Source organism: Methylobacterium ajmalii, from assembly GCF_016613415.1.
Taxonomy (GTDB): Bacteria; Pseudomonadota; Alphaproteobacteria; order Rhizobiales; family Beijerinckiaceae; genus Methylobacterium; species Methylobacterium ajmalii.
Map to the genome: position 1 here is coordinate 1 of NZ_JACWCT010000134.1, position 24379 is coordinate 24379.

Annotated in this window: 27 protein-coding genes; 8 read left to right on the plus strand and 19 right to left on the minus strand. The window is 64.2% G+C overall.

Annotated features, from left to right (window positions below):
- Nucleotides 1–349: 349 nt before the first annotated feature.
- The 8 genes from hisI (HPY23_RS24790) to HPY23_RS24825 form a co-directional block, all read right to left on the minus strand.
- Nucleotides 350–757: a phosphoribosyl-AMP cyclohydrolase gene (hisI, locus tag HPY23_RS24790; RefSeq protein WP_099957656.1), complete on the minus strand. Its 408-nt coding sequence runs from the start codon at nt 755–757 to the stop codon at nt 350–352.
- A 64-nt stretch (nt 758–821) separates the two neighbouring features.
- Nucleotides 822–1586, minus strand: coding sequence for an organomercurial lyase (merB, locus tag HPY23_RS24795; RefSeq protein ID WP_043075381.1), 765 nt, complete (start codon nt 1584–1586; stop codon nt 822–824).
- Between the two features lie 38 nt (nt 1587–1624).
- Entirely contained in the window at nt 1625–3064 is a 1440-nt protein-coding gene (merA, locus tag HPY23_RS24800) for a mercury(II) reductase (RefSeq protein ID WP_099957658.1), read from the minus strand.
- The gene (gene merF / locus HPY23_RS24805; RefSeq protein ID WP_099957659.1) at nt 3061–3324 is read right to left on the minus strand and encodes a mercury resistance system transport protein MerF; all 264 of its coding nucleotides are present in this window, start codon (nt 3322–3324) and stop codon (nt 3061–3063) included. The genes merA and merF overlap by 4 nt, the downstream gene beginning before the upstream one ends.
- Before the next feature lie 19 nt (nt 3325–3343).
- Complete coding sequence (locus HPY23_RS24810; protein ID WP_043075327.1) at nt 3344–3682, minus strand: cation transporter; 339 nt, start codon at nt 3680–3682, stop codon at nt 3344–3346.
- A gap of 31 nt (nt 3683–3713) precedes the next feature.
- Entirely contained in the window at nt 3714–4118 is a 405-nt protein-coding gene (locus tag HPY23_RS24815) for a mercuric transporter MerT family protein (RefSeq protein WP_043075326.1), read from the minus strand.
- A gap of 93 nt (nt 4119–4211) precedes the next feature.
- Entirely contained in the window at nt 4212–4628 is a 417-nt protein-coding gene (hisI, locus tag HPY23_RS24820) for a phosphoribosyl-AMP cyclohydrolase (RefSeq protein WP_043075325.1), read from the minus strand.
- Nucleotides 4629–4739: 111 nt separating this feature from the next.
- Complete coding sequence (locus HPY23_RS24825) at nt 4740–5669, minus strand: Vgb family protein (RefSeq protein ID WP_099957661.1); 930 nt, start codon at nt 5667–5669, stop codon at nt 4740–4742.
- Nucleotides 5670–5883: 214 nt separating this feature from the next.
- Here HPY23_RS24825 and HPY23_RS24830 point away from each other — a divergent pair, with 214 nt between their 5' ends.
- Complete coding sequence (locus HPY23_RS24830) at nt 5884–6312, plus strand: MerR family transcriptional regulator (protein ID WP_043075324.1); 429 nt, start codon at nt 5884–5886, stop codon at nt 6310–6312.
- Nucleotides 6313–6315: 3 nt separating this feature from the next.
- On the opposite strand, the gene HPY23_RS24835 is transcribed toward HPY23_RS24830, so the two are convergent.
- The 8 genes from HPY23_RS24835 to HPY23_RS24870 form a co-directional block, all read right to left on the minus strand.
- Nucleotides 6316–7659: a dihydrolipoyl dehydrogenase family protein gene (locus HPY23_RS24835; RefSeq protein WP_043075323.1), complete on the minus strand. Its 1344-nt coding sequence runs from the start codon at nt 7657–7659 to the stop codon at nt 6316–6318.
- A gap of 302 nt (nt 7660–7961) precedes the next feature.
- A protein-coding gene (locus HPY23_RS24840; RefSeq protein WP_099957662.1) for an IS5 family transposase occupies nt 7962–8767 on the minus strand; the annotation gives its coding sequence in 2 pieces (ribosomal slippage) (nt 7962–8437 and nt 8437–8767; 807 coding nt in all).
- Nucleotides 8768–8832: 65 nt separating this feature from the next.
- Complete coding sequence (locus tag HPY23_RS24845) at nt 8833–10044, minus strand: MFS transporter (protein ID WP_043075322.1); 1212 nt, start codon at nt 10042–10044, stop codon at nt 8833–8835.
- Entirely contained in the window at nt 10041–10283 is a 243-nt protein-coding gene (locus tag HPY23_RS24850; RefSeq protein WP_043075330.1) for a heavy-metal-associated domain-containing protein, read from the minus strand. Before HPY23_RS24850 ends, HPY23_RS24845 begins: the two co-directional genes overlap by 4 nt.
- Nucleotides 10284–10298: 15 nt before the next feature.
- On the minus strand, nt 10299–10979 hold the full coding sequence (locus HPY23_RS24855) for a cytochrome c biogenesis CcdA family protein (RefSeq protein ID WP_052517025.1): 681 nt from the start codon (nt 10977–10979) through the stop codon (nt 10299–10301).
- A complete protein-coding gene (locus HPY23_RS24860; RefSeq protein ID WP_099957663.1) occupies nt 10976–11323 on the minus strand; it encodes a heavy-metal-associated domain-containing protein in 348 nt (115 codons plus the stop codon). Before HPY23_RS24860 ends, HPY23_RS24855 begins: the two co-directional genes overlap by 4 nt.
- A gap of 14 nt (nt 11324–11337) precedes the next feature.
- On the minus strand, nt 11338–13788 hold the full coding sequence (locus HPY23_RS24865) for a heavy metal translocating P-type ATPase (RefSeq protein WP_099957664.1): 2451 nt from the start codon (nt 13786–13788) through the stop codon (nt 11338–11340).
- 33 nt (nt 13789–13821) lie between these two features.
- On the minus strand, nt 13822–14505 hold the full coding sequence (locus HPY23_RS24870) for a MerR family DNA-binding protein (RefSeq protein WP_236012845.1): 684 nt from the start codon (nt 14503–14505) through the stop codon (nt 13822–13824).
- 293 nt (nt 14506–14798) lie between these two features.
- Here HPY23_RS24870 and HPY23_RS24875 point away from each other — a divergent pair, with 293 nt between their 5' ends.
- The 3 genes from HPY23_RS24875 (at nt 14799) to HPY23_RS24885 (ending at nt 16803) form a co-directional block, all read left to right on the plus strand.
- Entirely contained in the window at nt 14799–15086 is a 288-nt protein-coding gene (locus HPY23_RS24875) for a 2OG-Fe(II) oxygenase family protein (protein WP_052517036.1), read from the plus strand.
- Between the two features lie 705 nt (nt 15087–15791).
- Nucleotides 15792–16373, plus strand: a complete 582-nt coding sequence (locus HPY23_RS24880) for a recombinase family protein (RefSeq protein ID WP_053611413.1) — start codon at nt 15792–15794, stop codon at nt 16371–16373.
- A 4-nt stretch (nt 16374–16377) separates the two neighbouring features.
- Entirely contained in the window at nt 16378–16803 is a 426-nt protein-coding gene (locus HPY23_RS24885; protein ID WP_053611414.1) for a hypothetical protein, read from the plus strand.
- 134 nt (nt 16804–16937) lie between these two features.
- Here the strand turns inward: HPY23_RS24885 and HPY23_RS24890 are convergent, their stop codons facing one another.
- The 3 genes from HPY23_RS24890 to HPY23_RS24900 all read right to left on the minus strand — a co-directional run bounded on the left by HPY23_RS24890 (nt 16938) and on the right by HPY23_RS24900 (nt 19920).
- On the minus strand, nt 16938–19181 hold the full coding sequence (locus tag HPY23_RS24890) for an AAA family ATPase (RefSeq protein ID WP_078947397.1): 2244 nt from the start codon (nt 19179–19181) through the stop codon (nt 16938–16940).
- Nucleotides 19182–19276: 95 nt separating this feature from the next.
- Nucleotides 19277–19594, minus strand: coding sequence for a helix-turn-helix domain-containing transcriptional regulator (locus HPY23_RS24895; RefSeq protein ID WP_053611415.1), 318 nt, complete (start codon nt 19592–19594; stop codon nt 19277–19279).
- Nucleotides 19594–19920, minus strand: a complete 327-nt coding sequence (locus HPY23_RS24900) for a type II toxin-antitoxin system RelE/ParE family toxin (protein WP_053611416.1) — start codon at nt 19918–19920, stop codon at nt 19594–19596. Before HPY23_RS24900 ends, HPY23_RS24895 begins: the two co-directional genes overlap by 1 nt.
- A gap of 294 nt (nt 19921–20214) precedes the next feature.
- On the opposite strand from HPY23_RS24900, the gene HPY23_RS24905 reads away from it, so the two are divergent.
- The 4 genes from HPY23_RS24905 (at nt 20215) to HPY23_RS24920 (ending at nt 23566) form a co-directional block, all read left to right on the plus strand.
- Nucleotides 20215–21171, plus strand: coding sequence for a toll/interleukin-1 receptor domain-containing protein (locus HPY23_RS24905; protein WP_053611417.1), 957 nt, complete (start codon nt 20215–20217; stop codon nt 21169–21171).
- A 313-nt stretch (nt 21172–21484) separates the two neighbouring features.
- Nucleotides 21485–22138 carry a ParA family protein gene (locus HPY23_RS24910; RefSeq protein WP_053611418.1) on the plus strand — a complete coding sequence of 218 codons (654 nt, stop codon included), beginning with the start codon at nt 21485–21487 and terminating at the stop codon, nt 22136–22138.
- On the plus strand, nt 22113–22397 hold the full coding sequence (locus tag HPY23_RS24915; protein WP_053611419.1) for a ribbon-helix-helix domain-containing protein: 285 nt from the start codon (nt 22113–22115) through the stop codon (nt 22395–22397). The genes HPY23_RS24910 and HPY23_RS24915 overlap by 26 nt, the downstream gene beginning before the upstream one ends.
- A gap of 155 nt (nt 22398–22552) precedes the next feature.
- Complete coding sequence (locus tag HPY23_RS24920) at nt 22553–23566, plus strand: hypothetical protein (RefSeq protein ID WP_007558570.1); 1014 nt, start codon at nt 22553–22555, stop codon at nt 23564–23566.
- Nucleotides 23567–24379: the final 813 nt, after the last annotated feature.

Sequence of the window (24379 nt, forward strand, 5' to 3'; positions counted from 1 at the left end):
GACCATCTGGCGGCGGAACTCCGCCGGGTACGGGGGACGGGTTCTCGGCATGGCAAACACACCTCACGCGAAAGCGCTCTCGGTGTCCACCGATCCGGGGCAATCCCAGACCATCGACTGGCTCAGCCACGCTACTGTCGCGACAACGCCTGACACGAGCGCTGCAGGACCTGCGCAACAGACCACCGTCAGAGGGAATACGAACAAAAACGCTACGAAAGCTGCGACGGGCTTATCGCTCACGAAGTCTCTCCTCGATGTCTGTGATGGGGCGATGACGGCTTCGCGCCCGGGTGTCCCTTGAAGTAGCAATCGGCCGGCAGGGCGGGATCGGCGCTGGCTCGGGACATCATCGCGCATCCGTACCGGCTACTCGGAGGATCAGTCCGTCAGGTCCACTCGACAGCAATCGGTAAAAGCAGCTTGCCCGACCCGTATGGCAGCAGGACCCATCGCCGCCGACGTTCACCTTCAGCAGAATTGTGTCTTGGTCGCAGTCGACCCACGGCTCCTGGACGTGCTGGATCTGCCCGCTTGTCTCGCCCTTGTGCCACAGAGACTTGCGCGATCGGCTCCAGTACCAGGCTTCGCCGGTCAGGATCGTCCTGTTCAACGCGTCCGCGTTCATCCAGGCGAGCATGAGCACGGCTCCGGTCTGACACTCGGTCGCGATTGCCGGGATCAAGCCGGCTTCGTTAAACGCAGGCCTGAGCACCGGGCCTTCTTCAAGCTCGTTCGCGGTTCCGGCTCCTTGCACCTGTTTCTTCTCCTCAGCAGGAAAGAGGTCGGCGCCCTCGGAGACGCGCTGCAGGGCGAGGCTCTCAAGGCAGCGCGGACACGGGCTCCCTGAGGATCGGGGCAAAGATCGCGCGACCGAGTTCCAACCCCTCGTTCATGCTCAGCCGAACTCCGGCCCTTGCCGGCTCCTGCCCTTCCAGCCAGCGACGGAGATGCTCGTCCGAGCAGAAGAACGCGATCGACGGGCAGCAAGAGGAGGCCGCGCTGTCGCCGTAGGCAAAGTCGTACCAGATCACCGCCCCGGCAGGAGCGACGCTGCCCAGCTTGCGGCCTTGGTCCGTCGTGACGACGCTGATCGTCTCCCCGCAGGATCGGCACTGCGCCTGGACCCTGATGTCCGTCCGATACATGTCCCCAACGCCAAGCGCGTCGATCGCGCAAAGGGCGCTGAGAACATGCCGACCGAAACCAACCCGGTGCCCGGTTTCGCTTTCCGTGAACGGGTAGGCGTGCCGGATCTTATCGGACTCGTTTTCGAGGCCGACAAGGTCGCGCAACTGCAGCTTGCGCAGCAATGCGCCGACCCGGTCACTGGGGATGCCCGTATCGCCGGCAAGGTCCGCCGCTTGGGGAGGCCGGCCCATGGTGGCGTATCGCTTTAAAATATTCCGCCACACCAGATCCTCGTCGGGATCCAGGGCGTGCGACCACTTGTCGAGCAGGCCAGCACGTGCCGACATACGCCCGCTCAGCGCATTGCGGGCGGCCGGGGTTGTCACGGCGGACCAGTCCGGCCGCACCACGCCCGGCCTGATCTCGGTCGCGAGCTCTTCCGCTTTTGCGACCATTCCGTCTCCGTCGCCCGCGCAAGCGTCTTGCCCCGGCATCAACCGGCGCAACACGAAAGCCTCTTCACGTCCCGATCGAAGGTCTGAGCCGCGAGTTTCAGGCCCTCGACCGTGGTCAAATACGGAAAGATCGTCTCGGCCAAATCGTCGATCGTGAGCCCACCGCGTATCGCCATTGCGGCGGTCTGGATGCTGTCGGCCCCCTCGGGTGCTACGATGTGGCTTCCCAGAAGCTTGCGGGTCCCCCGGTCGGCGACGAGCTTGATCAGACCGCGCGTGTCACGAGCCGCAAGCGCCCGCGGCACATTGTCGAGCGAGAGCACCGAAGTGCGAACGTCGTGCCCGGCAGCACGGGCCTGGGCTTCAGTGAGCCCAACGCTTCCGACCTGCGGGTCCGTGAACACCACGGCCGGCATCACCCTGTTGTCGTAGCGCAGGCTGTCACCGTTGAGGGCGTTCTTGGCGGCCAGTTTCGCGCCGTAGGCCGCCATGTAGACGAACTGGTCCTTGCCGGTCACGTCACCCGCCGCGTAGACGCCCAGCTTCGAGGTGCGCATGCGGTCATCGACCACGATGGCGCCCGTCGGCGTCTGGGCCACACCCGCTTCCGCGAGGCCGAGGCTCTCGGTGTTGGCCGAACGCCCGGTCGCGACGACGATTTGCTCGGCCGTGACCGTCTCGCTGCGTCCGTTTCGTCGGACCGTGAGGCTCACGCCTTCCTCCGTTCGGCGCACGGCCTCGTAGGCAAGGTCGCCCAGGACCGTGATGCCTTCTTCCGCTAAGTAGCCGGCGAGCGCCGCGCCAATCTCAGGCTCTGCCTCGGGCAGAAGCCGGCTGCGGAATACAAGGGTCACCGCGACCCCGACCCGTGCGAACATCTGCGCAAGCTCCGCACCGATGTAACCGCCGCCCAATACGATCATCGAACGCGGCAGCTGAGTCAGCGCAAGAGCTGCCGTGCTGTCGAGAGCCGACACCTCCGCGATGCCCGATATGGCTGGTAGGGCCGGGCGTGTACCGGTGGCGATGATGATGCGGTCCGCGGAGAAACGTTGGCCACCGGCCTCGACCCCGCCTTCGACCAGGCGCGCCTCGCCCTCGTGGTAGGCCACGTTGTTGTAGGCCGGCAGAAGGTCGGCATACTTCGCATGCCGCAGGCCCTCGACCAAAGCATCTTTCTGGGCAACCTGTGCACGCCAGTCGACCACCCGCGCCTCACCCTGGACGCCTTCGAAGCGGGTGCTGGCGGCGTTGGCGTGATGCACGGCTTCCGCAGCCCGGATCAGGGCTTTCGACGGGACGCAGCCCACGTTCACGCAGCTGCCGCCAATCGTCCCGTATCCGATGAGGGCGACCTGTGCGCCCTGCTCGGCCGCCGTGATCGCGGCCGAGAACCCAGCCGACCCGGCGCCGACGACGACGAGGTCGTAGCGGCCCTTGCCGTCGCTCTCGCGCTGAGTGTTGCAGCAATCGCTCATGGTTTCAGCTTTCGTGTGTCATCGTCCGCGTCGCAGCAATCGGATGCCGCCGGGCTCTTTGATGTGTTTCGTCGATAGAGTCCGATCCCGACCAAGCCGACCGAGGCGACGAGCACTGGGATCAGGACGTAATCGGCCTTGGCAGCCCAGGCCGCGAGCCCGACCGCACCGAGACCAACCGCCAAGAAGGGCGTCACGCAGCAAAGCGCGGCCACAACGGCGCCGGCGATGCCGGTTCGTACAAGGATGCGGTCTTCCATGACGAAGCTACCCCACCGCTCAGCGCGCCTGGGCGGTGCTGCCCGTGGTGTCCGCACTCGCGTTCCTCACCTCCTTCACCGAAGATGGGTATCCGGCACCGGTGGTTGCCTGGGAGAGCGCCTCGGCTGTGATCTTGTCGTCGTCGAAGGTGACGGTCGCCGTCGCCGCGCCGCCGTGCTCGACCACTGCCACCTGGGTGACGCCGGTCAGACGTGACAACGTCTTCTTGACGATGGGCGCGCAGGTCACGCAACTCACGTTCTGCACGTCGAGAATGGCCGTGCGAGGAGCGGCGGAGGCAGCGCTGGCCGATATCAGGATCGATGCGGCGAAGGTGGCACGGAGCAAGGTTTTCATGGGTGGTCTCCTTCGATCGTGGCGGTGAAGGTCAGAGAAACAGAGGCGCGGTGTAGGGGAAGGTCACAGCCGCGAGGATGAGCGCGGCGGCCACCCAGAGCCCGATCCGGGCGACCCGGCTGGAGCCTGGCCGCGCGCAAGAACCTTCATCTGAACACGTCGCGGGTCGGCGGTAGGCCCGCCAGAAGCCAAAACCAAGAAACGCGACCGCCGTGGCGATGAAGAAGGGTTGGTAGGGGGCGAGCGCGGTCAGGTTGCCGATCCAGGCCCCGCTCACGCCGAGGCTGAAGAGCACGAGCGGCAGGATGCAGCACGAGGAGGCGCCGAGCGCAGCGAGGATACCGCCGACGACCGCGAGCTTCTGTCCCTTCTGTCCCCCTTCGCTCCTCGGTACGACCGCGTTTCCGCGAGGAGCCGTGCCAGCCAATTTGTCCATCAGAGTTTCCCTCACCGTGAGAGTGTACGACCTGTAGTAACTACAGGTGCAAGAGCTAATTTCGGAAGCTCACTCGCCCTCGTCCGAAGAGCTTCAGGACTGTTCCGCAGGGCGTCCGAGGGCGACCGGGTCGAGGGCGAGCATCGGCCCGCTCACGACGCGACGGTAGAAGCAGCTCGAACGGCCGGTGTGGCAGCAGCCCGCCTGTTCGGACATCCGAACCCTCAGCCAGATGGTGTCCTGGTCGCAGTCGACCCGGATCTCCTGGATGCGTTGGACCTGCCCGCTCGTTGCGCCCTTGTGCCAGAGACATTGCCGGGACCGGCTCCAGAACCAAGCCTCGCCCGTCTCGATGGTCCTGCCGAGCGCCTCGGCGTTCATCCAGGCGAGCATCAGCACGGTTCCGGACACCGCGTCGGTGACGACGGCCGGAAGAAGCCCGGCGCCGTCGGACCGCGGAGTGAGCGCCAAGCCTTCCTCGCGAGCCTGGATCTCAGAATGGCCGGACATGCAACATCTGTTCTCTGATGCGAGTTCTCGGCCATCTGGGCTGACGCGAGTTTTCATGCCCGGGGCGGGGGGGGGCCCGAAACGAGTCAGTGAGGAACCTGGAAACAACGCTCATTTCCCGTCGTTCTTGGGCCGGTGGCGGCCGATGCCGTTCGAGCGCGCGAGAGCAAACCAGACAGTGTCGTCCTGATCGACCACAATCCCGTTCGGGGCTCGCAGCCCGTCCAGCCCGACCTCGCTGAAGTGTCCGTCTGGCGTGAGGCGGCTGAGCCTTCCGCCGCAATGCTGCGTCACCCACAGGGCGTCCTTGCTCGACGCGATGCCGTAGGGAGACTTCGTGCTGGTGCAACGCGAGGGACGGCCATCCTCCGAAGGAGAACCAGGCAGGCACGATGGCAGCGCGAGCTCGGTCACCTTGCCGTCCGTCGTGATCCGACCGACGCCGTCCACGGCGGCTTCGGTAAACCAGAGGCTCCCGTCGGGGCCGGCAACGATATTCTGCGGCGCGCTGTCGAGGGTCGGGAGCGGGAACTCCGAGACTTGGCCGGTCGGCGTGATCCGGCCGATGGTGTTGCTGTTGAAGCCCGTGAACCAGAGATTGCCGTCGGGGCCGGCCGTGATGCCGTAAGGGGTCAGCGTCTTGCCGAGCCCAAACTCGGTAACCTGACCATCGACCGTGATCCGGCCGATCCGGTTCGTACCGGACAAGGTGAACCATAGGGCACCATCGAAACCCATCACGATGCCGAAGGGATAGCTCGCAGGTTCCGATAGCGGGAACTCCGCGATTTCGCCCGCGGGCGAGATGCGCCCGATCTTGTTGCCGCGGTTCTCCGTGAACCACAGGTTCCCGTCAGGACCCAAAACGATGTCCTGAGGCCGGCTGTCCTGCGTGGGGATAAAAAACTCGTTCAACTGTCCGTCGGGCGCGAGACGTCCGATCTTGTTGCCTTGCTTCTCCGTGAACCAGATGGCGCCGCCGGGTCCGACGGCGACACTCTCTGGATAGCTATTCGGGGTCGGAACCTCGAAAAGCTTCACGCCTTCCGCACTCGCCGGGGCTGTCAGGACCAAAGCGGCATAGAGGCTTCCTAGGCGAAGCATCCGAGCGCCGAAACACGCGATGTCAGGGGCGGCCGTCGGGGCCAATCGGCGCGCTGCTTGGATGACATGATTAATTGCTTCGAACATGGCTTTCCCTCGAACCGCAGAGGGCGTAACATCTGTACCAACTACAGCTTCAAGGTAAATTTCGATGGGTGCGCTACCAGCGACACGAGGGCCTGCTTCCTTGACTATCGGCGCGCTCTCGGAGCGCACCGGCGTCAACATCGAGACGATCCGGTACTTCGAGAAGGTGGGCCTGCTCCCCCGTCCCCCACGCACCGAAGGGGGGCATCGGTCCTACGATACCGAGCATGTGCGCACCCTGGCCTTCATCCGGCGTGCGCGCGAACTCGGCCTCAACCCCAAAGAGGTTCGGGCGCTCCTTGAATTGCGTCAGCCCGGCAAGGCGTCCTGCTGCGAGGTGCAGGAAATCGCGGTGCATCACCTCGACCGGGTGCGTGCGAAGATCGCCGACCTGACCCGGCTCGAACGGCTCCTGACCAGGACCATCGACCAGTGCTCGGGTGAAGCGGCTCCCGAATGCCCTGTGCTCGACATGATCGATCACTCGGGGTGAGCGTCACAGCATGTATCCGATATCTGAGGATCCGGTTGGATAGGCGAACATCGTGGATTTCAGATCGTCGGCCGTCAGCCCATGCCGGATCGCCAGGGCGAAGACGTTGATGGTCTCGTCCACGTGCGGGCCAACGAGATGGGCTCCCAGGATGCGCCCGGTCCCTTCCTCGACCACCGTCTTGTAGCCGTAGACCCGTTCGGCTTCGCGCCGCGCCGTGAACCAGCCCGAGGTGAACTCGGACTTGATGCGGACGCGCAGGCCGCTCTCCCGAGCTGCGGCTTCCGACATGCCGACCGCTGCGATGGGAGGCGAGGTGAAGGCGACACTCGGCACGCCCGTGTAGTCCGGCTTCGCGTGATTGCCTTCGAGCAGGTTGGCGGCGGCGACCTTCGCATCGTGACTCGACACGGGCGTAAGCGGCGGCCCGACCAGCGCGGCATCCCCGGCCGCGTAGATCGCGGGGTTCGTGACGCTCTGAAGGTACTCGTTCAGCTTGAGCCGTCCGTGCTCGACCGTGACATCGGCGGTGGCCAGATTGAGCTTGTCGAGCGCGGGCCTGCGCCCGGCTGCGTGGACGACGAGATCGGCTTCGAAGGTCTCCTGGCCCGCGTCGGAGGATGCCTCGACCCGGAAGATGTCACCAGCCCGCTGGATCGCCGTGACGGTCGTCCGGGTGCGCACATCGACGCCCATCCCGTCGAACGCTTTCATGAGCCAACCGACGAGATCGGGGTCGAACTGCAGGAGCATCCGCTCTCCCCGCTGAAGCACCGTGACTTGTGCCCCGGCTCGTGCCGCGATGCGCGCGAACTCGGCCGCGATGTAGCCGCCACCGACAAGGACGATGCGAGACGGTAGGTGCTCCAGAGCAAGGAACTCCTCGCTCGTCGCCAGATGCTCCTCGCCAGGAATGCCGAGTGGCACCGGCACTGCCCCAGCCGCGATCAGGATGTGCCGTGCCTGGATCGCCGTTCCGGCGACATCGAGCGTGGTGCGGCCCGTGAACCGGGCCTCGCCGTGGAAAGTGTCGATGTCCTTGTCGGCATACCGGTGCTCGTTCTTCACCGGCACCGGATCTGTGAAGGTGCGCTTGAAGGCGATCAGGTCAGGCCAGTCGATCCGCACATCTCCGACGATGCCATGACCGCGCATTCGCCCTGCGGCGTCGATCACCTCGGCTCCCGCGATGAGCATCTTCTTCGGGTCGCAGCCCCGAAGTGCGCAGGTGCCGCCGAATGGCTTGTGGTCAATCACGGCGACATTCCAGCCTGCACCACGAACACGCATGGCCGCGACCATGGCCGCCGTGCCGGTGCCGATGATCGCGAGATCATAGATTTTCATGTCGGGTCCTCCAGCATTCTGAAGGACAACAAATCTGGAGTTGGTATAGGTTCCGGGCGATTACATTCTGCCTTTTGCGCTGGACACCGTCATCGACGTTCTCAAGGCCTCGGTCACGGCCTTTCTCTTGTCGGTCGGCGGGTGCGCCCGGCTCTGGTTGAGGTCCGCAGACGTCGGCCCGCATCGTCATCGTCGCCCCGCCCCGTGTCTGCGAACGCTCGCGAGATCGAAGCAGGGCCGACAACGTTCTGCACCTGCCTATCATTTCGTGCCACGACCCCGTGTTCAGGATTTAAGAGCGCCTAACAAAACCATCGTTCGATGAAGCGCCAGACGATGAGGGCTGCGGCCAGCGTGGAGAAGGCGAGATGGATGTCGTGCCGCCGCTCGTAGCGGATGGCGAGGCGACGGAACTGGGCGAACCACGCCAGCGTGCGCTCGACGACCCACCTGCGACGTCCCAGCCGCTGGCTTCTCTCGATCCCGCGCCGGGCGATGCGGGGCTGGATGCGGCGGCGGGTCAGCGCCTGACGACAGCGGCGGTGGTCGTAGGCCTTGTCGGCGTGCAGCTTCAAGGGACGCTTGCGCGGCGGTCCCCAGCATGAGCGGATCGGCGGGACGGCATCCACGACCGCCTCCAGCATTCGGCTGTCATGGACGTTCGCCCCCGTCAGCTTCAGAGCGAGGGGGATGCCCTTCGCATCGGTGAGGATGTGGCGCTTCGTGCCCGGCTTGCCCCGATCGGTCGGGTTCGGGCCCGTCGCCGGGCCCCCCTTTTGGCGGCAATCGAGGCGCTGTCGAGGGAAGCTCGACTAAAGTCGATGCCGTTCTGGCGACCGAGCCGGTCGAGAAGCGCGTGCTGCAGACGGTCCCACACTCCGGCCTTCTGCCAATCCCGCAAGCGCCGCCAGCAGGTCATCCCCGAGCCACAGCCCATCTCCCGGGGCAGCAACTCCCACGGCGCGCCCGAGCGCAGCACGAAGAGGATCCCCGTCAGTGCCGCGCGGTCGGAGGTTCGAGGCCGACCGCCCTTCGGCTTGGCCCGTTCAGGCGGCAGAAGCGGTGCGATCTCGGCCCACAGGCCATCGGGAAGGAGCGGTCTCGCCATCTCCACCCAACGCGCCAAACCCGGTTTTGTTAGAGGCTCTAAAGGGCGTAAGGCAGGGAGACACGTTATCCTCGGGCTTCCGTGGCTGGCCGGGTCTCTGCTCGGAAGAGCCGGATTGCGGTGATGGCAAGCGCCAGTTCCGCGGCCGCGAACAGCGCCAGGGCAATCCCGAAGTCGTAGCGAAGCGCCCAGCCGAAGAGCAGGCTGCCCACTCCAAACCCGACGAAGAGGAGACAGACGTTCAGGCCCATGGCCTGCCCCGGGCGCTTGCCGCCGAACGCCGTGACGATGCCGGCGAGGAGGGGCTGGGTCATGTCGTAGCCGAGGGATAGGACCGTCACCGCCAGCGCCGCCGGGAGCAGGGGCGCGTCGAGGATCAGCGCCGCCGCCGCGAGCGAACCCAGGAGGAGCCCAAGCGGCAGGAGGCGGCCGCGGCCCTGCCGATCCGCCATCCGGCCGATGAACGGGCCGAGCAGGAGCCCAGGAATGCCGTAACCCAAGAGGGCGAGGCCGACCCCCATTGGACCTAGGCCGTAGCGTCGCTCGAAATACAGCCCGAGCCAGGTGAACACGCCGGAGTGGAACATCGAGTTCAGCAGGACGGTGGCGTAGGTGCGCCGCCCGCGTGAGGAAGCCAGAAGATCCCGATACCCGCGTACCAACATACCGAGGCTTGCCGCGTTCGACGTTGCGCCTGGGATGATTCCGCGGGCCGGTATGAGAACGAACAGGATCGCCGCCCCTGCCGCCCCGACGGCCAGGAAGAGGCCGCGCCATCCGAGATAGGGTTCGAGCAGCGCGCCGAAGGTCGATCCGAAGGCCATGCCGCCGGCCATGGCGCCGAAGAGCCAGCCGAGGGGGCGCCCGCGTCGCTCGTAGGGGAAAAGCCGGGCGACGAGGACGAGCGCCAGCGGAACGACGCCGCTCGCCCCGAGCCCGGTCAGTACCCGCCAAAACGCGAGTTGCTCGACGGACCCAGCCGTGGTGGTCAGGACGCTCAGTACGGCGAAGGCCGTCAGGGAGGCCGCCATGATGCGCCAGATGCCGAGGCGGTCCGCCAGGAGGCCGTAGACCAGCGTCGCCACCCCGTACGGGACCAGATAGGCCGGCACGATCAGGCCGACCCTCTCCGGCGAGGTCCCGAACGCCGCCCCGAGCTGCGGCAGGATCGGGGCGACCATGAACGCCTGGAAGAAGATGACGAAGGTGGCGGCCGCAAGCAGCCGAAGCAGGCGCTCCAGCTGGATATCCGGCAAGTCGGGTGTCGCTGACATCATGCCCGGGCCTCCTCGCTCTCGAACCCTTTGTCCGCGAGGGCCGACCGGATCTCTGCAGGCCCGACCCGGGACGGCTCGAAGCGGACGGAGGCACGCTTGCGCCGGGCGCTGGACTTCGCCTGCCGGACGCCGGGTACGGCCAGGAGCGCGTCCCGCACCTTCTCGGCGCAGCCGTCGCACATCATGCCCGGCACGGACAGCGTGACCTCCGTGAGAGGGGCGTTCGTGTCGTTGCTCATCATGACTTCCAAGGTTCAGACAAGGTCCGCGTAGACCTGGGCGTAGTAGGCGCCGACCATGAGAAGGGCCCCGCCGCTGAAGATTTGCAGGGTCCGGCCCCATAGGCCGAGGCGCGCCAGCCGCGTGACGGCCCCTCCGGCCACCCCAGCGGCCAGGAACGGCAGACCCCGGCCGAGGCCGAACACGAAGGCGAGCAGGATGCCCCGTCCCAGGTCCCCGTCAGACGCGGCGACCGTAAGCAGGAGAAGCAGGGGCGCCACCGAGGTGCCGACGCTGAACACCAGCCCGTAGGCGAAGGCGCCGAAGAGGCCGGGCCGGCGCCAGGCGGTGAGACCGTCGATGCGCATCCGGGGCCACAGGAACGCCAGCAGCGCCGACGCGAACGAGAGGAGGGCCATGAAGAGGGCCCAACCCCTGCCGAACGCCTCGGTGGCCAGGGCGCCGAGATGGCCCGCCACCGCTCCGAGAACGGCGAGGCTCAGGACGATTCCGGCGAAGAAGGCTCCGGCGACCTGAAGCCCTGAGCGTCGCGATCCGGCCTCGGAGGCGCTCGCCACGCTGGCGAGGCCGAGCCCCACCGGTAGCGTGCAGGGGCAGACCGCGCTGGCCAGGAGCCCCGCCAGGAAGGTGACCCACAGCGCCGCGGGTCCGCCAACGCCGGACGCGAGCGGCTGGATCAGTCCTTCGAGCGTCACGGTTCGAGAACCGGAGTGCCGGGCTTATAGCCGAGGCCGACGATGGCGGTGCTCACCCGGCCGAGGAGAAAGACCTTTCCGGACGCGTAGGTTACGCGGAGCGAACGGTGGACGAAGTCGATCTCGGCGTCGGTGACCCCGTCGACCTTCCTGACGGCCTTCTTGATGGAGGCGGCACAGGAAAGGCAGACCATTCCTTCGACCGGGATGGTCGCGACCTTTAGGCCGGTGGCCCGCACCGACATGGGCGGCGGATCCTCGACGGCTTGCGCCAGGTTTGCCGTCACGAGCGACATCAAGGCGGCGGAGAGCGCAGCGGCCACGCCCGAACGCTGGTTTTTCATCGAGTGAGCTCCTCTCAGGTCAGGTTGCTGCGTGACGCCTCGGGCACGTGACCGACGTTCATGATCGCGCCGAGGAAGAGGCCCGGTTGTCCCCAAAGCGAGTTGAGGAAGATCGCGGTGACGCTGACAGCCATGGCGACCATCGCCCAGATCGGGTTGACCAGGCCGGTGGCGGCCACCGGGATGCCGATCCCGTTGAAGGCGAAGGCCAGCCAGACGTTCTGGAGCATCTTGGCGTAGCTGCGGCGGCTGATCCGGCGAGCGACCGGTAGGGCTGCAAGGCGGTTCGACAGGATGATGATGTCGGCGGCCTCGATGGCGATCTCCGTGCCGCCGCCCATGGCGATGCCGACGTTGGCCTGCATCAGCGCAGGGGCGTCGTTGATGCCGTCGCCGACCATCGCGACCTTGCCCAAGACCTGGAACCCACGAACGATCTCGGCCTTGCCGTCGGGCAGCACCCCGGCATGGACCTCGTCGATGCCCGCTTCTGCGGCGATCCGACGTGCGGCCCGCTCGTTGTCTCCGGTGAGGAGAACCGTCCGCAGGCTCTCCTTGCGCAGGGCCGCGATGGCCTGCACGGCATCGGCGCGTAGCCTGTCGTCGAGGGCAAGCAGGCCGAGTAGGCGCCCGCCGCGTCCCACCACGATGACGGTGCGCCCAGCCTCTTCCAGGGCACCGATGCGGAGCCGGGCGAACGAGAGGTCGATACCTTCGCCGGAAAGGAAGGCGGGGCTGCCGACCAGCACGTCGCCATCCCCGATCCGGGCTACGACCCCCTTGCCCGGAATAGCCTCGAACGCGTCGACCTCCGGAGGCACGGCACCGTGCCCAAAGGCGGCCTTGACCACGGCTTGGGCTAACGGGTGCTCGGAGGAGGCTTCGGCCGCGGCGGCGAGGGCCACGAGCTCGGCCTCGGTGCCTGCAAACGCCTCAACCTCGCGAACCACGGGCCGGCCCTGGGTTAGGGTCCCGGTCTTGTCGAGCACGATGGTGTCGACGAGGCGGTAGCCCTGGAAGGCCTCGCCCGTCCGCATCAGGATGCCGTGCCCAGCGGCCTCTCCGGCACCCCGCACGATGGAGAGCGGGGCCGAGATGCCGACCGCGCACGGGTATCCCATCACCAGGACGCTGAGGCCCGCGAACACGGCCCGCGCGATGTCTGCCTCACCACCGAGGAGCCAGGTGCCGGTAAGCCAACCCGTGAAGGCGAGTGCGGCCACCATGAGCACGGCCGGGGTGTAGACCTGCAGCACCCGGTCGACGAGATGGAGCAGGCCGGGCTTGAGGGCGCGGGCGTCCTCGACCTCGCGGATGACCTTCTGCAGGAAGCTCCCGGCCCCGACCGCCGTCACGCGAACCAGCAGGGTGCCGGTGCCGTTGATCGAGCCGCCGATGACAGCGTCGCCTTCGGTGCGTTCGACCGGGATGGGCTCGCCGGTCACGAGGGCCTGGTCGACGGCGGAGCGCCCAGAGGCAACTGTGCCGTCGACGGGTACACGCTCCCCGGGGCGGATGCGGACGAGGTCGCCAACCGTCACCGCTTCCAGCGGAAGGTTCTGCTCCAGGCCGTCTCGGACCACGCGGGCAGTCTCGGGTTGTAGGTCCAGGAGGCGCTTGACGGCTTGCGAGCTGCGCGTCTTGACGATGAGCGACAGCCACTCCGAAAAGATGTGGTAGGTCACGACCATCACCGTGACAGCGAAGAACGGGGCCGTCGGGTAGCCCGGCTGGTCGAGTACGAGCCCGATCACGCCGCCGGCCATGCCCGCGAAGGCGCCGATCTCCAGCAGGGCATGCTGATTGAGGATGCCCCGGCGCAGGGCCTGGAAGGCCATGTGCAGGATGTGGCGCCCGACCCCGAAGACGAGGATCACGGCTAGCGCCGCGACGAGCCAGGGTGCAGACCTAGTGAGGTAGCCCTGCAGGTTCAGGTAGAGCAGGCCCAGCGCCAGCGCGGTCAATCCGGCGGTGCTGGCGACGGCAGCCACGAGGCTCGTCTTCTTCAGGACGAGGAACACCATCGCGCCGAGGCTGATGCAAACCAGAGCGGGCAGGTAGCCGATCCAGCCGAGTGTCGGATCCGCGATGATGGGGATGGAGGCGACGCTCAGGGAGACCGCGACTACGAAGCGGCGGCTCTCACGGACGAGGTCCTGCTCCTCCTCCTCGTAGGGCCGGACCTTACGCGGGTCCGAGATCGTGTAGCCGATGTCGCGCAGGATCCCGAGCAACGCCGCAGGGCGGGCGACGGCCGGATCGTACTCGACGAGCGCCTGCTCGTGCGTCAGGCTGACGGCGACGTGGTCGACGCCGCGCTGGCTGCCGAGCGCCTTCTCGATGGTGCCTGTGCAGAGCGAGCAGTGCAGGCCGCCGATCCTGGCGCGGATGCGGGCTCGGTCGGGCCGGCTGGCCGGTTCCTCGCTCCAAAGCGGCGGTTCCAGATCGAGCATCGCTGAGGCCATCGGGTTGTCTCCAGACCACGTCGGATGAGCAGATCAGGCCGGGTCGCGCGCCACGACGCGAAAGCCGCGCTTCTCGATCAGCGCGACGAGGCGGTCCTCGCTGGTGGTCGCGGGGTCGTAGAGAACGCGGGCGCGTCCCTCCTCGAACGAGACGTCGACGCTGCGGACGCCGGCATGGGCGTCCAGCAGCGAGCCGACCGAGGCGGCGCAGGACGCGCATCGCAGGCCCACGACCTTCAGGGTGACGGTCTTCATGGTGGTGTCCTCTCTCGGTTCGTCGCATCCGCACGGCACTGGTCCGTGCTTCGGATCTTCCAGGGCTTCCAGGATGGTGCATCCCTCCAGGCCGCCGTGCCCGGGGCAGGAGGCGACGACCGCCTCCAATGCTGCGCGGACCCGCAGCAGCTCGGCGATCCTCTCGTCCACCACGGCGATCTTATGCTCGGCCTGGGCGCGCACCTCCGCGCAGTCGGCGTTCGGGTTGGCGCGCAGGGCCAGGAGCTCCCGCGTCTCCTTCAGGGAGAACCCGATCCCCTGGGCCTGCCGTATGAAGCGGATGCGGGCGACCACCTCAGGTGCGTAAGTCCGGTATCCGGCCCCCTTGGCTGGCTGCTCGATCAAGCCCTTACGCTCGTAGAAGCGGATGGTCTCTACGCCTACGCCGGCGTCCCGGGCCGCTTTCCCAATGGTTAGATCCCTCATCGCCGTTCCCGTCATCGTAACCACTCCATCACCCTACGGTCCGTACCATGGTACAGAGTCAAGGGGCTTTCAGAGGGCGATGGCGTCTGTTGGTGCGGGATTACTTGCTCAAGGACCGGAACGACACCGCGTCAGTTTCGGGTATAGTTTCAGAGGTGCCCAAATGCATTTCAAGGAAGTCAGCACACATGCTACGACGAGGGGAAGCAGTACGGCACCCACGTCGACGACGCCTTGATGCAGGGTATGCGCACCGACGTGTCCTTCACGCTCTTCCTGGCCGAGCCCGAGAGCTACGTAGGGGCGAGTTGGTCATCGAGACGAGCGCTGGCGAGCAGCCCTTCAAGCTATCGGCCGTCTCGATGGTGATCTACCCTTCGACCACCCTGCACCGCGTCGCGCCGGTCGAGAGTGGGATGCGGGTTGCGGCGGTGGGCTGGGCGCGTAGCTACGTGCGCAGTGCGGAGAACCGCGAGATCTTGTTCGACCTGGAAACGTTGCGCCGCGATCTGTTCACCCGAGAGGGCAAGACGGGTGCCTTCGACTTTCTCTCGAAGTGCAGCGCCAACCTGCTGCGTCTTTGGGCGGAAGACTGAGACGTTTTGAGCGGGTGTAGGTGGAGTTCGCGAGGAATGACCATGACAACATCCGAGCCCCTACACCTTGGAGTAAAGGGCAAGCAGGTGTGAAAGTCAGGACTTGATCTGTCGGACAGTGTCAGGTTGAGGCGCGATCGAGGGGAGAGTAGTGCCCCTACTGCAAGCCATTTTCGGCCCGAAAACCTCTGGCTTGGTTCGGTCAGGCGGTCGGGCCGCGAAGCCGCGAAGCCGCGAAGCGGTGCGCCGCAGGCGCAGGGCTTGAGGGCGTGACCGCACGCCAAGCCATTCTCGGTCGGGCTGAAGGGAAGTGAAGCTGACACTGTCTGTCTAATCAAGTCCAGGTTTTTACAAACCTCGTCGGGGGTCTCGCGATGCTTATATCCAGCGTAGTTGCCGGTGCAGTCTGGGACTCGTACGAGCCCACCATGACCTTCCTTGCCGGAGCCGGATTTACGATCCTGTCCCTCATCGGGCTGATGCGTGTTCAGCGTCGGCTCGTTAGGCCCATCTAAACGGCGATCCCATTATGCTTGACCGCATAGAACGTTCCAAATCCCACTGCCGCGCATGTAGATAAATCGATCGTTTTCCTTACAGTGCTGCCGGACCCACCTCTGGCCTCCTCAAACAGCCCCGTTTGTGTAAGGAAAGTATGTAAGGAAAACTATTGTCAGAAAAACGTCCCTATGGGACTATCCTGACATGCTTGTCGGCTACGCGCGTGTGTCCACCCTCGACCAGAACCTGAACCTGCAGCGCGATGCCCTGCTGAAGGCCGGCTGCGAAAAAATCTTCGAGGAGAAAAAGAGCGGCAAGGCCGGCACCAAGCGGCCGGAGTTTGAGGCTGCCCTCGCCTACCTGCGCCCGACCGACGTGTTGGTGGTCTGGAAGCTCGACCGCCTTGGCCGCTCCCTCGTCGAGATGATGCGCACGATCGACGGCCTGCGGCTGAAGGAGATCCACTTCCGCTCACTCACCGAGCAGTTCGACAGCGCGACGGCCCACGGGCGCTTCGCCCTGCAGATGCACGGTGCCATGGCCGAATATTTCCTCGACCTTAACCGTGAGCGCACAATGGAAGGCCTCAAGGCCGCTGTCGCCCGCGGTCGCAAGGGCGGCCGGCGCAAGGCGCTGTCCGAGGGGGATCTGGAGGTGGGGCGTGCCCTGCTCGCGGCTGGCAACATCTCGATCGCTGAGATCGCCAAGCGCCTCGGGGTCAGCCGGATGACTTTCTACACCTACTTCCCACAGGCGCGGACGCGCAGCCAGGCGGCGAAAGGCTAAGCCGATGCCGATCCGCCCGGAAAACCGCTTCTTCTATCCGATCGACTGGGCGCAGCTCTCGCAGGTGATCCGCTTCGAGCGGGCCAAGAGCTGCTGCGAAGGCTGCGGCCGTCCGCACGGTCAGCTGGTTTGCCACTTGGGCGACGGCCGCTGGTGGGATGAAGCCGCGCAGACCTGGCGCAGTGGCAAGGGCCGTAAGCTGAAGCTGGCGCCGCCCGAAGCTCTACCGGAGGGCACCGAACGCTATACTACCCGGGTGTATCTGGCCTGTGCTCATCTCGATCACGACCCGAGCAACAACGTGCCGGCAAACCTCAAGGCGCTCTGCCAGCGGTGCCACATCCTTCACGATCGCGAAGAACATCTGAGACAACGCTGGCTGACCTATCGGCTGCGCAAAGCTCGTGGCGATCTGTTCCTAGTGCTCTGACGCCGACAAAACGTACACGAAGCAACGCGATTTTCGAAGCGCTGTTAGCACGTTAGCAGGCAAGCACGTGGTGCTTTCGTCGGCGTCTGTGCACTAGGTCCATACACCGCTCGGACACGGCTCGATAGATGATGTCAGTACGCCCCTATTATTGAGGCGACCTTTTTGCATTGCGAACGCAACGCAGCGGGATTGGGCAGAGAGCCTCCGCCATGCATATTATCCCTGCTGTACTCATTGATAGCACGAAGATCAGAAACCCTCCCATACATGGGATCTGTACTCCCGGCGTCCTCGACTTGCCTCGCCATATCATCCAGCATCACGAGTGGGGCAAAGCGGCCGGGAAATCTCGCGCGCATGTAGTCTTCTAGAAATGGCCGCAGATCTTTGATAAGAGACTCGGCCGTGACACCCTGTAGAAAGTGACCGCAGCGCGCATATTCACGAATGCGTTCCGCCTGTCTAACATAGAGATCCTTCAGTTCGTCAGTTGAGCTCCAGCTCGAAATGGATCCTCTGCCCTCATCCGTGCAGTTTAATTGGAAGGAGCTGCATTGGCCGCGCGAGTTCTTCTCGATTAAAGCTAAAAAGCGCGGATCGTGGGAAAGTACGATGACTTGGCAGGCGTCCCTAGCCAGCGCACGGATTTGGCTTGTCGTCTCCCACTGACGATCCAAGTCCTGACTACTGAAGGGGTCATCAAGAATAATTGTCGCGGCTGAAAATGAGGCGCTCTCCCTCACCTGTAGCAAAAAGAAGCTGAACGCCAACGTTGATTTGTCGCCTGCGCTCAGAACCGTTGTAAAGCAGGGTTTATCCTCTTGTCGCTCCCCAACATCAACGTGGTGGTCACCAATCGATATGCAGAAGTGAACATTGGCCTCGCGCCCTATGAAATTTGTCTTCGTTTGGCTGATTTGAAATCTAGTCCCGAAGCTTTCAAGAAGGTCATTGATCAGGCTTTGCTTCTGAGTGATGGTTGCGGCCGTATAGGTTCGTAATGCCTCCTGAGCCGCTTTCTTCTCTGTCTCAATCTCAGCCCGCCTGCTGGTATAAGCTGTCCAATCTGCGACTTCTGCGACGAGAGGGGGCAACGTTTTGAGGCGTAGAGCGTCGTTTTTGTCGTACGCCTCTTGTGCACGCTTGACGTCAAGATCTGCGGTATTGCTTCGAGCCGCAGAAATTATGTCGATGCAGGTTAATAATAGAGATTGATAACTAGCGAGTTTCGCAAATCCATCCACGATCTCCGCGAGATTATTGATCGTGAGCACACTGAGAGGACTGGCCTTCTTTGCGGCGAGTTGAGCTTCCAATGCCTGAACGGAATGTTGGACCGCATGCAGATCCTGTGCGGACAATTCTGGGATTTCACCTAGGTCGCAAACATTACTCCAGAACGCAAGATCTGAGTTCGTCTTAGCAATAAAATCAGCGATTTTTTCTCCTTTCAATCCGTACGTTTCAGCAAACAAATCGTAGGCTAAATCGATCCTTTTCAGAAATGCCGAATATTCTTCGCTGAAGTATTCTTTAAAAAGCGATACCATATCAACTTTAGATGTATCCTGTGTGCAGAATGGGCATTTATCTTCCTGCATGTGCTCAATGCCAAACTTGAGCCAGCGTGTGCCCTGCAGCTCCATAGCATGCGCATTTATATGATCTTGCAGGACTGATTCTGCTCTTGCGCTGAGCGTTTCAATTGTTTCGGCCGATAGAGCGCAAATGCCATCGATGTCAGGCGTTGGCAGCGGCGAAGGCGCTTGCTTTAGTTTTACGGATACGGAGTTCTTGGCCAGTTCCAGTGATTTGCGTGCGCGATCAATTATGCAGCCGATATCGTCCGGCACACTTCTCTGGACGAACGCCTTTATGTCTGTGACGACGGGACAAGCTCGTTTAATAGCTCTCTCAACAGTACTAATCTTGGCCGCGAGATCGCGCTGTTCGCTGTCGAGTTGTGATATTTTGTCCGCCAGCTTTACACCTTCTTCGCCGAGGACAATAGGTATAAGGCTTCGCTTGTTATCCCGCGTTACGCTTTCGCCGACATGCAGATTGCGACGGACAAACTCAGCATCAAAAACGTGTACTGGGCCGGGACAGGAGTTCCACTTGCCTACTGAATAGGTCACTGCGCCGTGCGTATGCCACTGAAGGTGCGCAGATGGCTCCTTTGTTGCGCCCAAACGTTTGCGGGCAGCAATCAGGCGAGCGTCTTGCTCGGCAGCAGAGCGAATAATCGAACAAAGCGTGCTTTTTCCAAGCCCGTTACGTGCAAAAACAGCTGTCAGACTGCCGAAATGAGGTGCTTGATGCTTGAGCGTTTTAAACCGCCCAATTTCCTCAACTGTTTCAACTTTCAAAAGCATTTGCACAGCCTAGCTTAGGTGCGAGCGCTTGGTAAGGTGCTTGCAATGGGCTTGGGCTGAATGCCGTAGGTTGAATTTATTAATCCTAAATTGACTCAGCGGCCTGTCGCGACAGCCAAGTGCACACCGGCTGCCTTCTGGACGGTGCTCAGGACACTGAACAGGTTGCTGGCTGTGGGGTTGCCGGTCGGGCTCAGCATGCGCATCAGGCTCTTGGACGAGCTTCCGGTCTCTGCGGCCAAGCGCTCAAAGCCGATCGTCGCGTTGATGTAGTCGCGGAGCACCGCCTTGCCGGTGTCGAGGTCGCCGGCCAGAAACTGGTCCACCGCCTCAGTCAGCAGGGCATCGCGGAACGCCGGGTCGCTCTCGGCGCGCGCCTTCACGGTGTCCTTGAAGCTGCGGGTCAGGGCCATCACCCCTCCTCCTTTTTCCGTCGTTTGTACTCCGCCCAGTGCGCCTGCGCCTCAGCGATGTCGTCCTGCTGCCGGCGCTTGGTGCCGCCACACAGCAGGATGATCAGCGTGTCCCCGTCCCGCCCGAAATACAGCCGGTAACCAGGACCCCAGTCGATCCGGAACTCCTGAACCCCTCCCCCGACCGCCTTGGCGTTCGCGAGGTTGCCGCGCTCCATCCGCGTCAGCGCCACCGTGACCTTGGCCGCCGCCTGGGCGTCCAGATCATCGAACCAGCTGGCGAACGGACTCCCTCCGCGGGCGTCCAGAAACACCCTGATCTCCATTCACTATAGTACCGTATATGTTACCAATCAAGCCTGCTCTGACAGGCTGCTGGATCCTCGGTACACCGGAGCGGCTTAGCGAGTCTCTGCAGATGCCCGCCGGAACGGCAGGTTTCTGCGGATACGGTCACGTTACCGCATGCCGTTCACGGTTTACGGTAAGCCGTTCGCCGTAAACGATGACATTGAACAAAGATGGAACGAATGCCCAGCCTGGCCATTGGCCTGCTGAGCTGCCAAGGTCGCCAAAGGGAGAGCAGCGCAAGCCGATCACGCCCGGAGGCACTGTGCCCGATGCCGAACAACGCCTTCATCTCCTACGCCCACGCCGACGAGAAGCGCCTGGAGCGCCTGCACAAGCACCTCGTCATGCTGCGGCGCGACGGCAGCCTGCAGGCCTGGTCGGATCATGCGATCATCCCTGGCGACAACGTCGGCCAGACGATCAGTGCGGCGCTGGCTCAGAGCAGCCTGTTCATCGCGCTGGTCAGCCCGGACTACCTGGCCTCGAACTACTGCTACGAAAAGGAATTCCAGCGGGCGCTGCAGCTGCAGGCGGAGGGTCGCCTGCGCATCTTGGCCGTGATCCTCGAACCGTGCGATTGGCTCAACTCGCCATTTAGCCAGATCCTCGTCCTGCCCAAGGACGGCAAGCCGGTGTCCGAGTGGACAAACGAGAACACCGCCTACCTCAATGCCGTGGAGGGTATCCGCCGGGCGCTGGCGGCCACCCCCTCCCCCGGACCGGACGTGGGGGCCGAGGGCACTGGCGTAACGGCGCTCGGCACGGCGCGGCGCGTGCGGGTCAAGCAGCAGTTCGATGCGATCCAGAAGGCCGAATATGCCGAGGCCGCTTTCCGGACGATCCAGACCTACTTCCAGAACGCCTGCGCCGAGCTGCACGAGGCCAGTGACCAGATCCGCGCTCGGTTCGAGCTTATGGGCCCGAACGCGTTCACCTGTACGGTGGTCAACCGCGCCCTGATGCGCAACGGCGAGGCGCACATCACAGTCCGGCAGGCGCGCGGCGGCCGCATGCAGGTCGGTGACCTGTCCTTTGTCTACCAGCCGCATGCCGAGGCTGGTACGTCGAACGGCTGGATGAGCGTCGAGGCAGACGACTACAACCTGTTCCTGAACGCCATGATCGACGGGCTAGGACGCTCTCGCGACGAGAAGGTTACGCCTGAGCAGGCTGCCGAACGACTCTGGAACAACTTCGTCACCCAGGCAGGCATCGAGTACGAGTAGCACTACCGCTTACGGCATGCGGTATGCCGCAAGCGCTGCGGCCGAGGCTGCCGGCGTTGGTTACCGCCGCCTGAGCCAACAACATATTGTTCCAGCAGCGTTACCTTATGCCGTTTGCGGCAAATGGCGAGATCAGCGCAATGCGGGCGTCCTTCTCCTATCGGCGCTGAGATGAGCTGGCGTCATCGCAAGTTTTGCCGTAAACGGCATGCCGCGTGCCGTGTGCGGCATAAGGCACACCGCTTGCCGCATACCGCGTGCAGCTTGCTGTTAACCGCTTGCCGTTTAGGCTCGCCCCCGAAAGGATGCCGCCATGAACGTCATCGCATTTGTCACCCAGAAGGGCGGCACCGGAAAAAGCAGCCTGGCCGTCTCTCTGGCCGTCGCGGCCGAGGAGCGGGGGATCAAGACCTCGATCATCGACCTCGACCCGCAGGGCACCGCCAAGAACTGGTATGAGCGCCGGGAAGGGACCGGCGGCCCGGAGGTCAACGCCCTCCAGGCCGGTCAGCTTGAGGCCGCGATGGGGCTCCTGAAGAAACAGGGAGTCCAGCTCGTGATCATCGACACGCCCGGCGTCGATACACCGGCAGCCACCGCGGCGATCCAGGTGGCCAACCTGTGCCTGATCCCAGCGCGGCCGAGCATCGCCGACATCGAGGCTGCCGCGCCGACCGTGCGCAGCATCACCCGCCTCGGCAAACCGTTCTCCTACGTCCTCAACCAGTGCCCGCCTGGCCGCTCGATCCGGACCAGCGATGCGTTCCGCGTCCTGCAGCTGTCCGGCGCGGTGGCGAACACACCGCTCGCGATGCGCGCCGACCACATGGACGCGCTGGCGACAGGGCAGGGGGTCACCGAACGCGACACCACCAGCAAGGCCGCCGCCGAAGTGCGCGAGCTGCTGCAGTGGGCGCTCAACCGCATGGAAGGAAAACAGCATGGCCAAGAAACCCGCGTCGCTTGAAATCGCCCTTGGCGGTCACAGCCAGCCCGCTGCCCAGGACACCGCCGAGGTCGTACAGCACCCGTCCGCGGCGGCCGCCCGCCCGGGTAAGTCGCAGGAGGCCAAGCTCACGGTCTACGTGCCGCCGGCTGCCAGCAAGCGCCTGCGCCTGATGTGCATCGAGCACGACCGCGACCTGAACAGCTACCTGCGCGAAGGCCTCGACATGGTCCTGGCCAAGTACGGCCAGCCCTCGCTGGCGGAGTTTTCCGAGAAGTGAAGGGCGGTATGCGGCTTGCGGTAAACCGTAAGCCGTAAACCGTCAGAATTGGCGACCGTCTGCATACGGGCTGCAACAGTGAGCAGAAATTTGGGGCTGCTGTTCCCGAATTTTGGTGCCACTGTTCCTGTCATGCCCTAGCTTGAGTCGCAGCCATGACCACCGGACGCCCGCTCACGCCTGAAGAACAGCAGCGCCTCGCGCGCCGCGAGCGGACGCTCAAGAACCGGCGCGGCCGGCGCAACCCGGCAGTGATGCCGGACCGCCTGGCGCGGACCTCGGCCTTCGTGCCGCGCAAGGTCAACCTGATCACCGACAGCAATTTCACCCGCGTCTACGAGGTGCCGGGCTACTCGGTCGTCGAGGTGAGGGGGCGCGAGCTGGGCAGCCAGCACCGCGATGCGATCTACGCCCTGTTTCGCCTGAAGCGCGAAAAGGTCTCCATGCCCAACCCGGACTACCGGCCGGGCACGTTCATTCCGCCCATGCGGACCTACTACGAGACGCGCACGAGCTGGCGCGAGCTGATCCGCGTGATGGGCCGCACCGAGCACGTCAACAACCTCCTGAGCCTCGTGCACGTGTTCCAGGAGATCCAGCAGGTCAGCGTGCTGATCCACGAGGGCCGCTCCCTCGACGAGCTCGACAAGATCAAGAAGACCCGTTCGATCGGCGCCCTGCCTGACAGCCGTGGCAGCGCCGCGCCGCTGATCACCGAGGTCAGCTGGGAGGGCGCGCAGCTCGATAGCAGCGTCACGGTCCGCTACGGCCCGAGCGTGCTGCAGATGATCGAGAAGGCGCACCTGGTCAGCATCAACGCCGACGTGCAGTTCCGCCTCAAGGGCGACCACGCCAAAACGTTCTGGCCGTTCATCGACAGTCAGCCAGCCTTCGCCTGGATCGACGAGGAGCGCCTGGCGCAGCTCGCCGGCCGGGATCTGTGGTCGGACAAAGAGACCAGCGCGACCCGCGCCCAGTTCCGCAAGGACTGCCGGCAGGCCTTCAACGACATGGTCGCTGCCGGCGGCCTGAAGGAGTGGCGCGAGGAGATCACCGGCTCGGGCTGGAAGAAGTCGCGCCGCTACCACTACACCCACGCTGCGCCGACCCAGCTGGAGATGGATCTGGCCAAGGCCGCAGGGCAGGCGGCGGCACAGCTGACCGCCTAAGCGTCTGAATTCCCTTGCTGCGGTCCGGAAGTGCAGCCCCAAATTCCGGACAGACCGCGCACTGGACGCTGGCAACCTACGTGCTGATGCGTGCCGCTAAACCCCTGCAATTATTGACAGCAGGCCGGAAAGGCGGCCCCAGAATTGGTCCGGCCGGTCGTGCGGCCGGTCATACCGGGGCAGGGGATCTGTCTGCTAAGTGTCTGTCTCTGCTCGCCTCACACCGGAAAGCCAGCCCCAAATTCAGGTCCAGAACGGCCTTCCTGTGCCCTGTTTTATGGTGTTTGGGTGCCGGAAGACGACCAAATGTGCGTGCGGGAACAGCGGCCCCAAATTTCCGCAGAAATCCGCCGTTGCCGCCCACTCCTAAGGGCAGCCTTAGGGCTGTGGATAACACGGGGTGCCACCGGAAGTGCAGCCCCAAAATTACGGAAGTCCGGCCCCAAATTCGGGAAGTCCGGCCCCAATTTACCGGAATACTAGCCCCAAATTTATGGCCTAACCCACTGCAGACAAACAGGAATTTTTATAAAGACTTCTTATATAGATATCTTAAAGAGACCTAAAGAGACGCAGGCCTGTGGAGCGAACCCACAGAATCTGACCCTTGAACAAGCCCGTGGACAGGCTGTGCATCTCCGGTTCCGTCTGTGCAAGCACAGACCCCGCCCCTTTTCGCTACGCGAAAACCCGCTCCCCCGCCCAATACGGAAGCCGCCTCCGGCGGCTCGATTCCAGATGGTGGTCGCCTCACGGCGACCAAAGATGGGCTCTCCGAGTGTGCGGGTGGCAAAATCCACCTGAGCGACCTCA

Excerpts from the sequence above, each read along its gene's own strand:
- HPY23_RS24910 (WP_053611418.1), top strand. The coding sequence starts at position 21,485 with ATGAACGTCATCGCATTTGTCACCCAGAAGGGCGGCACCGGAAAAAGC.
- HPY23_RS24900 (WP_053611416.1), bottom strand. The coding sequence starts at position 19,920 with ATGGAGATCAGGGTGTTTCTGGACGCCCGCGGAGGGAGTCCGTTCGCC.
- HPY23_RS24865 (WP_099957664.1), bottom strand. The coding sequence starts at position 13,788 with ATGGCCTCAGCGATGCTCGATCTGGAACCGCCGCTTTGGAGCGAGGAA.
- HPY23_RS24895 (WP_053611415.1), bottom strand. The coding sequence starts at position 19,594 with ATGGCCCTGACCCGCAGCTTCAAGGACACCGTGAAGGCGCGCGCCGAG.
- HPY23_RS24885 (WP_053611414.1), top strand. The coding sequence starts at position 16,378 with ATGCCGATCCGCCCGGAAAACCGCTTCTTCTATCCGATCGACTGGGCG.
- HPY23_RS24905 (WP_053611417.1), top strand. The coding sequence starts at position 20,215 with ATGCCGAACAACGCCTTCATCTCCTACGCCCACGCCGACGAGAAGCGC.
- merA (WP_099957658.1), bottom strand. The coding sequence starts at position 3,064 with ATGAGCGATTGCTGCAACACTCAGCGCGAGAGCGACGGCAAGGGCCGC.
- hisI (WP_043075325.1), bottom strand. The coding sequence starts at position 4,628 with ATGTCCGGCCATTCTGAGATCCAGGCTCGCGAGGAAGGCTTGGCGCTC.
- HPY23_RS24890 (WP_078947397.1), bottom strand. The coding sequence starts at position 19,181 with ATGCTTTTGAAAGTTGAAACAGTTGAGGAAATTGGGCGGTTTAAAACG.
- HPY23_RS24810 (WP_043075327.1), bottom strand. The coding sequence starts at position 3,682 with ATGAAAACCTTGCTCCGTGCCACCTTCGCCGCATCGATCCTGATATCG.
- HPY23_RS24830 (WP_043075324.1), top strand. The coding sequence starts at position 5,884 with ATGGGTGCGCTACCAGCGACACGAGGGCCTGCTTCCTTGACTATCGGC.
- HPY23_RS24880 (WP_053611413.1), top strand. The coding sequence starts at position 15,792 with ATGCTTGTCGGCTACGCGCGTGTGTCCACCCTCGACCAGAACCTGAAC.
- HPY23_RS24835 (WP_043075323.1), bottom strand. The coding sequence starts at position 7,659 with ATGAAAATCTATGATCTCGCGATCATCGGCACCGGCACGGCGGCCATG.
- HPY23_RS24845 (WP_043075322.1), bottom strand. The coding sequence starts at position 10,044 with ATGATGTCAGCGACACCCGACTTGCCGGATATCCAGCTGGAGCGCCTG.
- HPY23_RS24850 (WP_043075330.1), bottom strand. The coding sequence starts at position 10,283 with ATGAGCAACGACACGAACGCCCCTCTCACGGAGGTCACGCTGTCCGTG.
- merF (WP_099957659.1), bottom strand. The coding sequence starts at position 3,324 with ATGGAAGACCGCATCCTTGTACGAACCGGCATCGCCGGCGCCGTTGTG.
- HPY23_RS24920 (WP_007558570.1), top strand. The coding sequence starts at position 22,553 with ATGACCACCGGACGCCCGCTCACGCCTGAAGAACAGCAGCGCCTCGCG.
- HPY23_RS24870 (WP_236012845.1), bottom strand. The coding sequence starts at position 14,505 with ATGACGGGAACGGCGATGAGGGATCTAACCATTGGGAAAGCGGCCCGG.
- merB (WP_043075381.1), bottom strand. The coding sequence starts at position 1,586 with ATGGTCGCAAAAGCGGAAGAGCTCGCGACCGAGATCAGGCCGGGCGTG.
- HPY23_RS24815 (WP_043075326.1), bottom strand. The coding sequence starts at position 4,118 with ATGGACAAATTGGCTGGCACGGCTCCTCGCGGAAACGCGGTCGTACCG.
- HPY23_RS24860 (WP_099957663.1), bottom strand. The coding sequence starts at position 11,323 with ATGAAAAACCAGCGTTCGGGCGTGGCCGCTGCGCTCTCCGCCGCCTTG.
- HPY23_RS24915 (WP_053611419.1), top strand. The coding sequence starts at position 22,113 with ATGGCCAAGAAACCCGCGTCGCTTGAAATCGCCCTTGGCGGTCACAGC.